The sequence below is a fragment of the Rothia sp. HMSC062F03 genome (assembly GCF_001836905.1).
Taxonomy (GTDB): domain Bacteria; phylum Actinomycetota; class Actinomycetes; order Actinomycetales; family Micrococcaceae; genus Rothia; species Rothia mucilaginosa_A.
Window position 1 is genome coordinate 197,735 of the sequence record NZ_KV830861.1, and the last position, 14,544, is coordinate 212,278.

The window sequence follows — 14,544 nt, forward strand, 5'->3', positions numbered from 1 at the left end:
TACATCCGATATGTCAAACGTATGACATATGCATGACATGCACACACAGACATATCTCACCTCATTCACAAAGCATCATCCGGTGGTGCTCCGAACAAAGGAGAGCGAGCGTGGACCACAAGTCAGTGGCACAGCGCGTGCTGAAGGACGTCGGTGGCGCCGGCAACATCGTTGCAGCCGCGCACTGCGCAACCCGCCTTCGCCTCGTCCTGAAGAACCAGGACAAGGTCGACCAGGCAGCAATCGACAACGACGAGGATCTCAAGGGTAGCTTCCTCAACGCTGGCCAGTTTCAGATTATCGTCGGCCCCGGCGACGTCAACGAGGTGCACAAGCACCTGATTGCCGCTGGCGCACCCGAGGCATCCAAGGATGACCTCAAGAGCATCGCCGCGAAGCAGGGTAACCTTGTCTCCCGCTTCATCAAGACCATTGCCGACATCTTCGTGCCGCTGATCCCGGTGCTGGTCGGTGGCGGTATGCTGATGGCGCTCAATAGCCTCCTGACCTCTAAGGGTATTTTCGGTCCTCAGGCTGTTATTGAACTTTTCCCCGAATGGGCTGACTTTGCAGACATTGTCAACCTGCTCTCCGCCGCTCCCTTCGCCTTCCTGCCCGTGCTGGTCGGCTTCTCCGCCACCAAGGTCTTCGGCGGTAACCCCTACCTCGGTCTGACCATGGGTGCCGCAATGGTCTCCCCCGCCCTGATGAACGGCTACAACGTCGCAGCATCCCTGGCAGGTGCCGAGGGTACCGACCCGATGAAGTACTGGAACCTCTTCGGTCTGCAGGTTCAGCAGGCGGGCTACCAGGGCACCGTGCTGCCCATCATGCTGGTTGCCTTCATCCTCTCCCACATTGAGAAGTTCTTCCACAAGGTCCTCAAGGGCACCATCGACTTCATCTTCACCCCGACCCTCACCATCCTCATTACCGGCTTCCTGACCTTCCTGCTGGTTGGTCCGCCGATGTTCCAGCTGGGTACCTGGCTGGGTGAAGGTATCAACTGGCTTTACACTGTTGCCGGCCCGCTGGGTGGTCTGATTTTCGGTACCTTCTACGCATTCATCGTGATGACCGGTATGCACCAGGCATTCCCGCCCATCGAGATGAGCCTGTGGGCAACCGGTGGTTCCTTCATCTTCGTCGTTGCCTCCATGTCTAACGTGGCTCAGGGTGCTGCCGCAGCCGGTGTCGCACTGACCACCAAGAACAAGAAGATTAAGGGTATTGCTTCGGCAGCCGCACCCTCCGCATTCCTGGGCATTACCGAGCCCGCAATGTTCGGTGTGAACCTGGCTCTGCGCTGGCCCTTCTACATTGCAATCGTTTCCGCGGGTATTGGCTCGATGGTTACCTCTATCCTTGGAATTAAGGCGGGTAAGCTGGGCGCTGCTGGTTACCTTGGCTTCCCCTCGATTGAAGCAACCGTCGGTGCCGGTATCCCGGGCTTCTTGGGCTGCCTCGTCCTGACCACCGTCATCGCTTTCGTTGCCTCCTTCATCTGGGGCAAGAAGGTCGAGTCTGGCAACACTGAGGAAGCTGAGGCTCCTGCCGTTCCCGCAGCTACCGAAGCTTCCACCGAGGCTCCCTCGGTAGCTTCTGCCGAGGCCTCCGGCGAAGGCGTTGAGCTGGGCGCTCACCTGGTGGGTACTGTGGTGCCTCTCGTAGACGTCAAGGACCCCACCTTCTCCTCCGGCGCACTGGGTGCAGGCACCGCAGTGGAGCCCACCGAAGGTAAGCTCTACGCACCGGCTGACGGCAAGATCACCGTCGCCTTCCCCACCGGCCACGCATACGGTCTGCGCACCGAGGACGGCCTGGACCTGCTGATGCACATCGGCATGGACACCGTGGAGCTGGACGGCAAGCACTTCACCCCGAAGGTCGCTAAGGGCGACACCGTCAAGCGCGGCGATGTCATCGCTGAGTTTGATATTCCCGCGATCAAGGCAGCCGGCTACCCGCTGGCCACTCCGCTGGTTATCACGAACTCCAAGAAGCTGGCCGAGTCGGTGCAGGACGCTCAGAATTCCGGCGCGGCTGTGACCAACGCTGACTCCGTGCTGAAGGTTGTTCTGAAGGCTAAGGCTAACGCATAGTCTGTACACAGAGTGAGTAGATAAACTCTCCATTTTTGAACACCCCGTATCTTTTCCTTGAAATAATGCGGGGTGTTCAAATTTTTTATGGGCGGCTAAATAGAAAGGGTGAATAACTATTCATATAAATTGTGCATAATGGTGCAATATTTACTACCGGGAGTCTGTGCATATGCATGTAAAATGTCTTGATTAGGCACGATTCGTTAGCCATGAGGACGGAATACAGCTAATATTTATGTAGACTTCAAGCTTTCGTAAAGGGTGAATATGTCCTCGGAATCCTATACCGTCCGCACCGCCGAACCTCACGAGTACTCGGAGGTAGTGGAGGTGCTTATCTCGGCTTTTGACGGTGACCCCGCCATGATGGCCATCATCGGTGGCAAAAACCGCCGTAAGGAGATGGAAAAGCTCCGCGCTATTATGACCCTGCAGGTTTACGGTAATTTCAAGGACCGCGGACGAATCGACGTTGCCGTGGATGACTCCTCGGGCAAGATTGTTGGCGTCTGCCTCTGGAATAACCCGGAGTCCCAGGAGGGATCATTCCTCAACGAAATCAAGCAGATTAGCGCCTACTACCGTGGACTGAGGCCGGTTACCCTGGTTCGCGCCATCATGATGGAGCTGCACCTGCTCAAGTATCGCCCCTCGTACAAGCACTGGTATCTCTTCAACATTGGCGTGCTGGAGGAGCTACGCGGCCGCGGTATCGGCAGCAAGCTCCTCGACTACGGCACCGCGCGTCTTGAAGGCTACCCGGCCTACCTCGAAGCGTCGACCTACGACAGCGCTCGCCTCTACGAGCGTCGCGGCTTCCTCTCCCTGGGGCCTCTCGGAGGTATCTTCCCGAAGGCTCACGCGGTCGGCATGGTGTACCCCGCAATCGGCCCCGCGGAAGTCGTCGCCCGTGCCGCCGGTCAGGCCTAGCGCGACGGCCCGGTCGTAACTCGGTTACTCAAGAGCCCCACAAGATCCTAAACGTAAAGATTTGCCCCACCGCCCCACAAATGTGGAGTGGTGGGGCGAATCTTTGGAAGAAAAGCGGGGGAGAGCTACTGCAGCTCGTCCGGTGCCGAGGTGTCCGGCTCCACGAGCGAGAGATCGGGGATGGTTCGCACGGTGGCCCCCAGGTGTAGCTCGATGGGCAGCACATCCCCGGGAAGGTACGCGGAACCCTCGGAAGTCGAATCTGCGGGTGCCGCGGAGGCGGTCGATGCATCCTGTCTTTCGATAAGCTCCAGCAGGCGCTGAACGGCTCGTCGAGCGATTCCCTCGATGGGCTGAATGACGGTTGCGAGTTCCGGCATGAGCAGCTGAACGGTCTGTGTACCGTCGTAGCCGATGACCTGGAAATCCTCGGGAACGCGGATACCTCGCGTGCGCGCCCAGCCCAGGGCCAGCGCGGCGTAGTTATCGTTGGAGGCGAACACTGCATCCACAGGCTCGGCGCTATCGGCTCGCTCGTCCAGGTAGCGGTATAGCATCTCGCGCTTAAGGCCGAGGGAGGGGCGGAAGCCAAGCTCCACAAACTCGGGGGTCAGGCCAGCATCGAGCATTGCTTCGCGGTAACCGCGCTGACGCTCATTGTGCTCGCCCAGGGTTGAGGTTACGTGCACAATTGTCTGGGCGCCCGTGGCGATAAGGTGCTCCGTGGCCGCGTGTGCGCCGCCGTAGTTATCTGAGCGGATGTTGGGGTAAAAACCGGTCTCGCGACGGTCTACCGTCACCAGGGGGGCCTGGGCATGCGGGACGTTCACGAGCGCATCCGAATGGGCGCCGGTGATGATGCCGTCCACCTGATTAGCGAAGAGCATATCGAGATAGCGCTTCTCCTGCTCGGGGTGGTCTTCGCTATTGCAGAGAATCACCCTGTACCCGGCATCGGCCAGGTGATTCTCGAGCTGGTACACCATCTCTCCGTAGAAGGGGTTGGCCACGGTGGGGAAGATGAGACCCACCGTCTGGGAACGCTGACCCTGCAGGCTTCGGGCGATGGCGTTGGGCCGGTAGCCGAGTTGCTGGACGGCCTCGTGCACCTTGGTGCGGGTGGCCTCGCTCAGGTAACCGCGGTTGTTGAGCACTCGGGATACGGTGGTGGGGGAGACGCCCGCCAGTGCGGCAACGTCGCTGAGTTTGGGCTTTGCCACGGGGCTCCTTTGTGGTTGAGACAGGATATGCTAAACGATTGACATATCTCTATCAACTATACCTTCTGCTGGATGGGAACGCCGATAACACCCACGGTGAAACCAGCCTTCCCACCCCGCATGAAGTGTCCCAGGCTTAGAAGACCGGAATAATGCGCGCGCGTGAACCCGCAGGATGCGCCCCGCCGGTTACCGTGGAATCGTCGAGCACCGCAAAGTGCGTGGCGGCTGCCAGGGAAGATAGCATGTGCGAAGCCGACTTCGGTAGCGGATAGGCAACGCCCTCGGTCACCCGGACGGGCACCAGGCGAGTCGTCACAGCCTTGCGCAACGTGGGAACATCCTCGGCAAGAACGGCCGCGTCTGCTGCGGGCAGGGGCATGGAGCGCAGGCCGGCCAGAAGAGGCGGCAGGTAGGAGTAGAGAGCCGTATAGGCGGCCAACGGGTTACCCGGAAGGCCCAGTACGAAACGCTGGTGACCGGCGTTCGGCCCGGTTTCGGGTACCGGCAGGCTTGCGGCCAGGGCCGGGTGGCCCGGACGCACATCCACCGACTCGAAGATATAGGTCGCTCCCAAATCGTTGAGGGCCTTACGCACCATGTCCACGCCCGAGGTGCTCGAGCCGCCCGTAAACACCAGGATGCGCGCGGTGGAGGTCGTCAGGAAGGTCGAGAATTCGGACTCGACGTCGGCCAGGCGGGCCGAGGGGCGAACCTCGCATCCGGCCGCGGCGATGGCGTGCTCCACGAAACCTCCGAAAGCGTCGCGCACCTGACCCGGGTCGGGCAGGCCAAAGGTAATCACCTCGTTACCGGTGAAAGCGCAACGCACCGGGATGGGCGCGTAGACGGGCAGCTCATCGAAACCGTTCGTGCCCAGAAACGCTGCCATGCGGGAGGAGATGCGCTCGCCGTGGCGAGCCAGGTAATCACCGTGCTGTAGCTCCACACCGGCGAAACGAATATCGGTTCCGGGGGCGGGCGGTTCAAATCCCTCAGCCATCTCCAGGTAGTGGATGCTGGCTCGGGTATCGGCGGAGGCCAGGGAATCGGCTCCCTCGTAGTTGCTGGTGTGCTCCTCGCGCACGATGGCCTCGGTGCCTTCGGGAATCAGGCCGCCGGTTAGAATCGGGGTGGCCTCGCCCGGGCTAATCGGCACGGTGAGACGGTGAATATTGGCTCGAGAATCCTCCGGGTAGGAAGGCCTCACCAGACGCCAGGGCGGGTTGCCCGCCACAGCGTAGCCGTCCATCGCGGAGGAGCTGTAGTGCGGCACCGGCATCATGGCGTGCACGTCTTCGGATAGGTAATGGTCAATCGTCGCTAAGAGAGGAAGAGCCTCGGCCTTGGTGTCCGGGGCGGCCTGTGTGCCGGCGGCGTGCAACAGCTCGCGCGCCTGATCCCATGAGACGGCGGGAATATGGTGGGACATGGTACCTCGTGTGTGCTGAAGCGGCGCTAGTTGGCCGCTGAAAGTAGATGCCCGTGGTAGCGGGGCGGTCTAGTAGCTAGACCACAGGGAAGTGGTGTACCCCAGTCGCTCCGCTTGCTCCCAGGTATCGACATCGGCGGTGTGCTGGGCGGAGAGCTCAACGTTGACCGGGTTGAGACGGCGCAGGAAGGAACGGACGGAGGCGTCGGTGGTGCCCTCTGAAAACACCGAACGGATGCTCTCATAACGGTAGATACCCACCAGTGGCTGGTAGATGCCCTCAGAAACCCCCCAGAAGCCCTCGGACGCGGGGGAATCCCCCTCATGGCTGAGAGGTCGGGCAGTCGCATCGTTGGCCGCGGCGGTACGCATAAGTCGCTGTACCGCGGGAGCGATGCGCGGGGTATCAACACCCAGGATGAGGCACCATTTCGGCGTCGGGGCACCTGAGCCCTCGCATTGGGCCGCCATACGTTCTAGGCCTGCGTGAATGGCCGCGGCCGGTCCAGAGAAGGGTGGGTTTTCTCGGGTGAGTAGAACGTCGGAGGGGACGGGCAGGGTATCGGGCCCGACCACAACTCGCGGCGAGGCCTGCCGTACCGCCTGCAAAGCACAGTCGAGAAGCGTGTTCGTGCCGTCCGAGAGCGAGGCCTTGGGCACATGCCCCAGGCGGCTGGACTGCCCGCCGGCCACGACAACCGCGGCGCAGGAGAACTCGGGGTACTCGGGAAGAATCGGGGGAATCGCGGCGGGCGACGGTGAAGAATCGCTCATCTTAACCGCCCGCGAAGGGGGGAAGGACGTCAACTCGATCGCCATCGGTTAGCGGCGCGTCGGCATCGGAGTGGGTGCCGTTGACCAGGAAGGAACACTGCTCCATAACCTGGGCCAGAGTCAGGCCGGAGGGGGTGGTCCCCGTAAGCTCCCGGCCCAGGTAGGCGATGAGCGCGCCCAGGGTCGGCGAATCAATGTCGCTCGGGGCCACCGACAGCTCGGCGGTACCCGCCGCCGCGCGCGCGGCAGCAAAGAAATGAACCTGCATCATGCTCCTAATGCTATACGAGGGGGCGCGAAAAACAAGGGGGTGCGCGGGGCGGCTAGGGGTTAGCCTCCGATGGCGCTCATGGAGCGGCTCGCCTTGGCAAATTCCTCAATATCGAAATCTGCGTCTTCCTTGCCGTGGGCGCGCGGTTTGAACCACATGCCTTCACGCCAGCGCAGGGCCAGCTCATCGTCCGTGGCGCCGGAGCGCAATAGCTGCATGAGGTCGGTCTCGGTATCGGAGAAGAGGCAGGAACGGATCTTGCCGTCGGCCGTTAGGCGGGTGCGGGTGCAGGCGCCGCAGAAGGACTCGGTCACCGAAGCGATGATGCCCACGCGGCCCAGGGATTCGGTGCCGTCGACGGGGAACCCCGCCTCATCCAGCACGGTGCCGAGCGGGTAGACCTCCCACAGCCGGGCGGGGGAATCGCCGCGTGCTTCGCGTACCGAACCGAGCACGTAGGCGGCCGAAAGCTTCTCTCGAATCTCAGCAGCGGTGATGGTGCCCTCGCGGGTCCAGCGGTTGTCTGCGTCCAGGGGCATCTGCTCGATGAAGCGCAGCTGGTAGCCACCCTTGAGCGCCCACTCGAGGAGCTCGGGAGCCTGCCCGTCGTTGAGGCCGGGCATGAGCACGGCATTAATCTTGATGGGCCATAGGCCGGCTTCGGCGGCGCCGTCGATACCCTTGAGCACGGCCTCCAGCTTGTCGCGTCGGGTGAGCTCGGCGAAGGTCTCGCGGCAGATGGTATCCAGCGAGACGTTGATGCGGGTCAGCCCGGCCTCGGCAAGGGCTGCGGCCCGCTTGTCCAGGCCGATGCCGTTGGTCGTAATGGACAGGGGAACCTCGGGGTGCTCCTGATGGATGCGGGAGATAATGTCGACCAAATCAGCGCGGACGAGGGGTTCACCGCCCGTGAAGCGAATCTCTTCGACGCCCAGCTGGGAGATAGCAATATCTGCAAGGCGCGCAATTTCTTCGGCGGAAAGCAGGTTTTCCTTGGGGAGCCACTGCAGTCCATCGGCCGGCATGCAATAAATGCAACGAAGATTACATTTATCGGTTAATGAGATGCGCAGGTCGGTTGCGGTGCGTCCCCAGCGGTCGAGGAGCGGACCGCTGTTCGTAATATTTGGGAGCTTCCTCCGCGGCTTTGTGGAGGTCTCAGATTTTTCGGGCGTCACAAAAGCAGCACCGCTGTTATCCGCAGAAGATAAGGTGCTTAACAAAGGGCCTGCAATCAGCTGAGAGCGGCCAGAATCTGCCGTGTACGCCATGGAAAACCTATGTAGAAAATTAGTATATTTCGGGTAACAATATGATTATTCCACGTTCGAAGACCCATTACATAGTGTGTGAAGGGTAAGTTACATTCGCGGTGACCCAAAGAAACCGCGATAACGTGTCATGGTGTACGCAAGCTAGGGGGCGTACATAAATTGTCACAAAAGCCTCGCGTGGAGCACCTCACCTCATGCAACTAACACGACTAGTTCAAGGACAAAGTACTTTCATGAAGACTCCTCTCGCCGCTCTTAGCGCACTGGCTGCTGCAACCCTGGCCCTGACCGGTTGCGGCTCTTCCCAGGCCTCTTCCTCCGCTGCATCTCAGGCATCCTCCGGCAAGATTCAGGTCTTCGCCGCAGCATCCCTGAACAATGCGGGCGCCGACCTGGAGAAGGCCTACGAGGCAGCTAACCCCGGCGTTGACATCACCTTCGTCTACGAGGGCTCCGCAAAGCTCGTCACCCAGATCGAGCAGGGCGCAACCCCCGACATGCTTATCACCGCAGACACCAAGAACATGGACAAGGCTAAGAAGCTGGACGAGTTCTCTGGATCCGACTCCACCGTTCTGGTCACCAACAAGCTGGTTCTCGTTACCGCTGAAGGCAACCCCGGTAAGATCAACAGCCTCGACGACCTGAAGACCACCGAAGGCGTCGTCGCAGTCTGCAAGGAAGACGTCCCCTGCGGCACCCTGGCACACGAAGAGCTGAAGAAGCACGACATCACCCTCAAGAACGCAACCACCGAGGGTAAGGTCACCGACGTGGCCACCAAGGTCACCACCGGTAACGCCGATGCGGGCTTCATCTACACCACCGACCTCGCAGCTGCCAAGAAGAAGGGCGTAAACCTCGGTTCTGTCGACCTGCCGGACGTTGAGCCCAACGAATACCCTGCAGCGCTGAGCAAGACCGGCGCATCCTCAGATGCCGCTAAGAAGTTCAACGAGTGGCTGAAGACCTCCGACGAGGCCAAGAAGATTCTCGCCGGCTACGGCTTCAACACCACCAAGTAGTCTGTAAACGCTAACCCGCCCGCTCAGCGGGGTTAGCGCGAAAAGCGGGGATGCGGTGGCACCTTATAGAAGTGTGCCACCGCATCCCGTCCCAACTTTTACCCACTACTTGTGGGATACCCACTCCCATCCACCGCCTTCGCCCCCAACCCCTCACGAATCCATGTCTGTATCTTCTCCTGCCCGCCGCGCGCCGCGATCTCCGGCTCGTCTTTTTGCGTCGGTTCCTCGCTCCTTCACCATCCCAGCTTTCATTGGTCTTCTGGTGATTGCCGGTCCGCTCCTGGGCCTGTTCCTTAACGTCCCGTGGAGCCAGCTCGGGACCGTCTTCACTCCGCAGGTGATGGGCGCGGCCAATCTTTCGCTCTCAACGGCTGCCGTCTCAACCCTGATTTGCGGTCTTCTGGGTGCCCCCATCTCCCTGCTCCTGTCCAAGGTGCTGAATCGTTCGCGCCTGCACCGATTCGGTGCGGTTCTCTACGCCATCATCTACACCCCGGTGATTCTCTCCCCGGTGGTTTCGGGTCTGGGGCTGCTCTTCTTCTGGGGCCGTAAGGGTCTAATCGGCTCGTACCTCTATCAGGCTGGTATTTCGATTCCCTTCACCTCGAACGCCGTGATTATTGCGCAGACCTTTGTGGCTCTTCCCTTCTTCGTGGCCACCGCGGTTACCACGTTGCAGGCCATTCCCCGCGAGTACGAGGAAATCGCGCTGGTCGAGGGTGCCGGTCCCGCCGAGGTGACTTTTAAGGTGCTCCTGCCCCTGGCGGCTCCCGGTCTTGCCACCGCTTTTCTGCTCTCCTTTGCTCGTGCGCTGGGTGAGTACGGTGCAACCGTTACCTTTGCCGGTAACGTGCAGGGTAAAACCCAGACTATTCCCCTCGCGATTGACCTGGCCATCAACAGTAGTGACCTCCCGAGCGCCCTGGGTAGTGCTCTCATCCTCATCAGCCTCTACCTGGGAATCTTTGGCGTGCTGGGCCTGGCTCGCACGCTCAAGAAGCTACGCGAGCGCCTCGGGTAGCCAAGTTACGGGGGCAGGCCGTTAGGTGGCACTGTATTTACCCGCCCCCGGGTGCACCGTACACTGTTTATATCCGTATGTCGCACGATAGGAACCGCAATGATCGCTCCTGAGTTCAACGGAACTCCCAACACCGAGGAATACCGCGCCTACCTGGCCCTTCTCCTGAGGGAGGTCTTCATCGGCACGGCGGAGACCGTTCCTCTCGATCATGCGGCAGGCCGAATCCTCGCCCAGGATGTCACCGCCCGCATGGATGTGCCCAGCTTCGACAACTCGCAGATGGACGGCTACGCGCTCACCGCGGCTGCCGTCGATCGTGAGGACCGCATCTTTACGATCGGCCGCGAGATTCCCGCGGGTCGGCCCCTGCAGCGCTCCCGCGCATCCGATGACCTGACCTACCCGATTATGACCGGCGCTCCCATCCCCAAGGGATACGATGCGGTGATTCCCGTGGAGCAGTCGGAACGTATCGAGTACCCCGACCTTCCCGAGTCTTTCGGCCGTCCCAGCGAGAAGATTAAGCTGGCCACCGGCCGCGTGGGGCAGTTCGTGCGCCGCCGCGGCGAGGATGTTGTGACCGGCCAGGTGCTTGCCCGCGCCGGACAGCGTGTGACCCCCGCTCTGCTGGGCGCGCTCGCCTCCCAGGGGTACGCACGTTTGACCGTTGCGGCGGGTCCTCGCGTGCTGGTGTGCACCGGCGGCGACGAGATTCGCTCCGGTACCGCCGGTGAGGACAACGCCTCCCCGGACGACCTCGCGCAGGGCCAGATTTTTGACGCCAACGGTCCGATGCTCAGCGCCATGCTACGTGAGGACGGCGCGACGGTTCGCCGTATCGCAATCGGTGACGACCCCGTTGAACTGCTACACCGCCTGGCTGCCGAGTACGAATCCTTCAAACCGGACATCATTATTACGTCCGGCGGTATCAGCCACGGCAAGTACGAGGTTGTGCGTAACGCCATTGCTAAGGCGCACGAGGCGGACATCCTGGTGCCCGTCTCATGGTTCGGCCACGTGAGCCAGCAGCCCGGCGGTCCCCAGGGCGTGAACGTCCTGGACTTCAAGGGGCACCGCGTCCCCATGATTTCCTTCCCCGGCAACCCCGTGAGTACCCTCATCTCCTACGCGCTGATTCTGCGCCCCTACCTGCGCGCTGGCGGCCCCTACGGCGTACCCCACGCGGTAGCCTCCGAGCAGGCCACCCTTGATAACGCACCCCGCGGCGTGCTGGTGACCGATACTTCGCTCACCGCACCGCCGACTAAGCGCCAGTTCCTGCGCGGCACCCTCGCCATGGTGGAAACCGAGCCGGGCACCTACCGCGTGGAGCTGTATCCGGACGTCCTCTCCGGTTCGCACCTGCTGCATCGCGCAGCCCAGGCCGACGTGCTCATCGAACTTTCCCCGGGCATGACGTACACCGGGGGAGAGGCCGTGCCCTACCACCGTATCCGCCTTACCGACGATTAATAGACACCCCTTGAGACGCGCCGAGGTAGCCCCTACGGTGCTCTATCGACGAACACGATACGTCAATTTATAGATTCCAGGAGACACGATGACCTCTACCCCCGAACAGGACCTCACCCATGTGCGCGCCGACGGCTCGGCACACATGGTCGATGTGACGGAAAAATCCGTAACCACCCGCACCGCGGTGGCTGAGGCAACCGTCCACACCCGCCCGGACGTCATCGAGAAGATTTTTGACGCCGACCTGCCCAAGGGCGATGCTCTGCCTGTGGCGCGCGTTGCGGGCATTATGGGCGCCAAGCGCACTCCCGAGATCATTCCGCTCTGCCACCCGCTGCCCCTGGGCAAGATTACGGTGGATTTCGAGCGCGGACCCGACTTTGTGCGTATCGAGGCGTCCGTCAAGACTCGCGGTGTGACCGGTGTTGAGATGGAGGCGCTGACCGCGGTTTCCTCGGCCGCGCTGACCGTCTTCGACATGATTAAAGCCGTTGACAAGCACGCCGTGATTACCGATATTCGGGTCCTGGAGAAGAGCGGCGGTAAGTCCGGCGATTGGTCCGTGCGCGCAGATTCGTAGAATGAAGAAACGGGGTTGGCGTAGTGGTGCGCCGTCCCAAAGGAGGAAAGTATTCAATGAGCACTGACGATTTCACGATGCCTGAGAACCTGACCGGTCTGGTGATTGTCGCCTCGACGCGTGCGGCTCGCGGTATCTACGAGGATAAGTCCGGCCCCATCGCGGTGGAGTGGCTACGCTCGCGCGGTTTCGAGACCCCGGATCCCGTGGTGATTGAGGACCGCGAGATTATCGATTACTTCAACAACCTGGTGGCCGAGGGTAAGAAGAACGGTAACCTGCCGACTTTTATTCTGACCAGCGGTGGTACTGGCTTGAATTCTGATGATCAGACCGTGGAGGCCGTGCGCCCGCACCTCGATAAGGAAATCCCCGGTATTATGCACGCCTTCTGGATGAACGGTCTGAAGAATGTTTCTTCAGCTGTTCTCTCTCGCGGTGTAGCCGGCGTGATTGACCGTACCTTCGTGATGACCCTGCCGGGATCGCGCGGCGGTGTAAAGGATGGCGTGACCACTCTTGATCCGCTGGTCGAGCACATTTGCCGCCAGATGGAGGACTACCATGACCACTAAGCCGCAGAAGGAAGAACCCTTGGATCATTCGGGCGCGCACGGTGCTGAGCCGAGCGGCTCGACCGTGGTGTTCACCGATATTACGGAGGCGCCCCTGGAACCGCTGTACGCAGCGGCTAAGGCTGAGGTTATGACTGACGCCATGGGTGCCCTGGTAATTTTTGACGGCATTGTGCGCAACCATGATCACGGTAGCGCGGTGCGCGGGCTGTCTTACAGCGCGCATCCGCAGGCTCGTGAGTATATTGCCGAGGTGGCTGCCGAGGTGGCTGCCGAGCTGGACGGTGTGCGCTTGTGGGCGGTACACCGCGTTGGACCCATCGCCATCGGCGAGTCGGCTCTGACCGTGATGGCGGCGGCTGCTCACCGTGGTCGCGCGTTTGATGCCTGCGAGCTGGTGGCTGACCGGGTGAAGGCTCGCGTGCCGATTTGGAAGGAACAGGAACTGCTCGATGGAAGCATCGAGTGGGTTGGCGTGGATACTTCGTCCGTCTAGCCTTCTGAATATTCTGAATATAAGCCTGTCAGGGGGATTTCTCTCGGGCAGGCTTATTCTCCTTGAAGCTTGGACCCCTAAAATTCAAACCATCTCTACTATTTGATGCGAGGAACCCCTATGTCTTCTCACACCTCTCGTAGCGCGAGCGAGCTCTCTGCCGCCGAGCGTGCGTTTTACTCTCGTCAGCTGATTCTGCCCGAGATGGGGTACGAGGCCCAGCTGGCACTCAAGGGCGCGCGTGTGGTGGTGCTGGGAGCCGGCGGCCTGGGGGCTCCTTCTCTGCTATATCTGGCGGGTGCAGGTGTGGGGCACATCGTTGTGATCGACGACGATCGGGTGGATACTTCCAACCTGCACCGCCAAGTGATTCACACGTATGCTCGCGTGGGCAACTCCAAGGCTGAATCGGCGGCGGAGTCTCTTCGCGCTCTGAATCCTCACATTCAGGTTGATGCGGTGTGCGCACGCCTGGCGGCTGAGAACGTTGATGAACTGCTGGCCGGCGCAGATCTCGTGCTCGATGGCAGCGATAACTTTGAGTCGCGTTACCTGGTATCGGAGGCTGCAGCTCGAGCCGGTATTCCTCACGTGTGGGCCGCCATTCTTGGATTCGATGCGCAGCTCAGTGTTTTCTGGGCAGGCCACGGCCCGGTGTACGAAGACCTTTATCCTCATGCTCCCGCTGAGGGGAGCGTGCCCTCGTGCAGTACCGCGGGGGTCGTGGGGGCTATGGCGGGTGTTGTGGGTGCCGCGATGGCGATGGAAGCTGTAAAGCTTTTGACGGGGGTGGGTAACCCCCTTATAGGTGAGGTAGGCCTATATTCGGCATTAGGTGGAAGGTGGGAATATATACCCCTTGTAGCTAGTGCGCAAGCTGAGCCTAAGAAAACGCCTGAATTGCCCCAAAAAACGAACAAGAAGGCCCAAAATCGCGTAATAATTCGTAATATTCCAAATGATTTAACTGGCTCTTCCATACCTTCTACCCCCTCTGTGGTGAGTGCTCGGGAGCTTAAAACGATGCCAGAGGGCGAAAAGATTGCCCTTTTGGATGTTCGAGAACGAGTCGAATTTGCTGCTTTTGCTATAGAGGGGGCGATTAACCTACCCCTGACGGAGATTCTGGAATCGTCTCGAAAAGGTGATTTAAAGGCGCTAATTGGGCGTAAAATCCCTACAAACGCTCGAGAAATCGTTATTTACTGCACCGGGTATACGCGAACGGTTGAAGCGGCACGTGAGATAGCGCCCTTGGAAGACCGTCCGGTGCGTATGCTCGAAGGCGGAATTTCGGCCTGGCTTACGGTTTAGATGACCTTTTAAAATCTTAATTAGGATAGGTTTTTATTCTGT

General features: G+C 60.5%; 14 protein-coding genes. 9 read left to right on the forward strand and 5 right to left on the reverse strand.

What is annotated here, in order from left to right:
• Positions 1-110: 110 nt before the first annotated feature.
• Together HMPREF2674_RS00855 and HMPREF2674_RS00860 are read left to right on the forward strand one after the other, a co-directional pair.
• Positions 111-2,102: a PTS sucrose transporter subunit IIABC gene (locus HMPREF2674_RS00855; protein ID WP_049343265.1), complete on the forward strand. Its 1,992-nt coding sequence runs from the start codon at positions 111-113 to the stop codon at positions 2,100-2,102.
• 270 nt (positions 2,103-2,372) lie between these two features.
• Entirely contained in the window at positions 2,373-3,035 is a 663-nt protein-coding gene (locus tag HMPREF2674_RS00860; RefSeq protein ID WP_049343264.1) for a GNAT family N-acetyltransferase, read from the forward strand.
• Positions 3,036-3,160: 125 nt separating this feature from the next.
• On the opposite strand, the gene HMPREF2674_RS00865 is transcribed toward HMPREF2674_RS00860, so the two are convergent.
• From HMPREF2674_RS00865 to moaA, 5 genes are all read right to left on the reverse strand, one after another.
• Positions 3,161-4,255: a LacI family DNA-binding transcriptional regulator gene (locus HMPREF2674_RS00865; protein WP_070824571.1), complete on the reverse strand. Its 1,095-nt coding sequence runs from the start codon at positions 4,253-4,255 to the stop codon at positions 3,161-3,163.
• 136 nt (positions 4,256-4,391) lie between these two features.
• The gene (locus HMPREF2674_RS00870) at positions 4,392-5,687 is read right to left on the reverse strand and encodes a molybdopterin molybdotransferase MoeA (RefSeq protein WP_049331865.1); all 1,296 of its coding nucleotides are present in this window, start codon (positions 5,685-5,687) and stop codon (positions 4,392-4,394) included.
• Positions 5,688-5,756: 69 nt separating this feature from the next.
• Entirely contained in the window at positions 5,757-6,461 is a 705-nt protein-coding gene (locus tag HMPREF2674_RS00875) for a molybdenum cofactor guanylyltransferase (protein WP_070824572.1), read from the reverse strand.
• Position 6,462: 1 nt separating this feature from the next.
• On the reverse strand, positions 6,463-6,729 hold the full coding sequence (locus tag HMPREF2674_RS00880) for a MoaD/ThiS family protein (RefSeq protein ID WP_070824573.1): 267 nt from the start codon (positions 6,727-6,729) through the stop codon (positions 6,463-6,465).
• Between the two features lie 62 nt (positions 6,730-6,791).
• Positions 6,792-8,003: a GTP 3',8-cyclase MoaA gene (moaA, locus tag HMPREF2674_RS00885; protein WP_049345763.1), complete on the reverse strand. Its 1,212-nt coding sequence runs from the start codon at positions 8,001-8,003 to the stop codon at positions 6,792-6,794.
• Positions 8,004-8,239: 236 nt separating this feature from the next.
• On the opposite strand from moaA, the gene modA reads away from it, so the two are divergent.
• From modA to HMPREF2674_RS00920, 7 genes are all read left to right on the forward strand, one after another.
• Entirely contained in the window at positions 8,240-9,031 is a 792-nt protein-coding gene (gene modA / locus HMPREF2674_RS00890) for a molybdate ABC transporter substrate-binding protein (RefSeq protein WP_049345765.1), read from the forward strand.
• A gap of 163 nt (positions 9,032-9,194) precedes the next feature.
• Entirely contained in the window at positions 9,195-10,055 is an 861-nt protein-coding gene (locus tag HMPREF2674_RS00895) for an ABC transporter permease (protein ID WP_070824574.1), read from the forward strand.
• Between the two features lie 99 nt (positions 10,056-10,154).
• A complete protein-coding gene (locus HMPREF2674_RS00900; RefSeq protein WP_049345772.1) occupies positions 10,155-11,534 on the forward strand; it encodes a molybdopterin molybdotransferase MoeA in 1,380 nt (459 codons plus the stop codon).
• Positions 11,535-11,622: 88 nt separating this feature from the next.
• Positions 11,623-12,117 (forward strand): cyclic pyranopterin monophosphate synthase MoaC, encoded by a 495-nt coding sequence (moaC, locus tag HMPREF2674_RS00905; protein WP_049345775.1) that lies wholly within the window; start codon positions 11,623-11,625, stop codon positions 12,115-12,117.
• A gap of 56 nt (positions 12,118-12,173) precedes the next feature.
• Positions 12,174-12,692, forward strand: a complete 519-nt coding sequence (locus HMPREF2674_RS00910) for a MogA/MoaB family molybdenum cofactor biosynthesis protein (RefSeq protein WP_049345777.1) — start codon at positions 12,174-12,176, stop codon at positions 12,690-12,692.
• Positions 12,682-13,188, forward strand: coding sequence for a molybdenum cofactor biosynthesis protein MoaE (locus HMPREF2674_RS00915; protein WP_049331883.1), 507 nt, complete (start codon positions 12,682-12,684; stop codon positions 13,186-13,188). The genes HMPREF2674_RS00910 and HMPREF2674_RS00915 overlap by 11 nt, the downstream gene beginning before the upstream one ends.
• 120 nt (positions 13,189-13,308) lie before the next feature.
• A complete protein-coding gene (locus HMPREF2674_RS00920; RefSeq protein WP_070824575.1) occupies positions 13,309-14,502 on the forward strand; it encodes a ThiF family adenylyltransferase in 1,194 nt (397 codons plus the stop codon).
• The last annotated feature ends 42 nt before the right edge of the window (positions 14,503-14,544 follow it).

Bases quoted from the DNA above. Each gene is read 5' to 3' on its own strand.
- HMPREF2674_RS00920 (WP_070824575.1), top strand. From the start codon at position 13,309: ATGTCTTCTCACACCTCTCGTAGCGCGAGCGAGCTCTCTGCCGCCGAG.
- moaC (WP_049345775.1), top strand. From the start codon at position 11,623: ATGACCTCTACCCCCGAACAGGACCTCACCCATGTGCGCGCCGACGGC.
- HMPREF2674_RS00915 (WP_049331883.1), top strand. From the start codon at position 12,682: ATGACCACTAAGCCGCAGAAGGAAGAACCCTTGGATCATTCGGGCGCG.
- moaA (WP_049345763.1), bottom strand. From the start codon at position 8,003: ATGGCGTACACGGCAGATTCTGGCCGCTCTCAGCTGATTGCAGGCCCT.
- HMPREF2674_RS00880 (WP_070824573.1), bottom strand. From the start codon at position 6,729: ATGCAGGTTCATTTCTTTGCTGCCGCGCGCGCGGCGGCGGGTACCGCC.
- HMPREF2674_RS00860 (WP_049343264.1), top strand. From the start codon at position 2,373: ATGTCCTCGGAATCCTATACCGTCCGCACCGCCGAACCTCACGAGTAC.
- HMPREF2674_RS00900 (WP_049345772.1), top strand. From the start codon at position 10,155: ATGATCGCTCCTGAGTTCAACGGAACTCCCAACACCGAGGAATACCGC.
- HMPREF2674_RS00910 (WP_049345777.1), top strand. From the start codon at position 12,174: ATGAGCACTGACGATTTCACGATGCCTGAGAACCTGACCGGTCTGGTG.
- HMPREF2674_RS00875 (WP_070824572.1), bottom strand. From the start codon at position 6,461: ATGAGCGATTCTTCACCGTCGCCCGCCGCGATTCCCCCGATTCTTCCC.
- HMPREF2674_RS00895 (WP_070824574.1), top strand. From the start codon at position 9,195: ATGTCTGTATCTTCTCCTGCCCGCCGCGCGCCGCGATCTCCGGCTCGT.
- modA (WP_049345765.1), top strand. From the start codon at position 8,240: ATGAAGACTCCTCTCGCCGCTCTTAGCGCACTGGCTGCTGCAACCCTG.
- HMPREF2674_RS00870 (WP_049331865.1), bottom strand. From the start codon at position 5,687: ATGTCCCACCATATTCCCGCCGTCTCATGGGATCAGGCGCGCGAGCTG.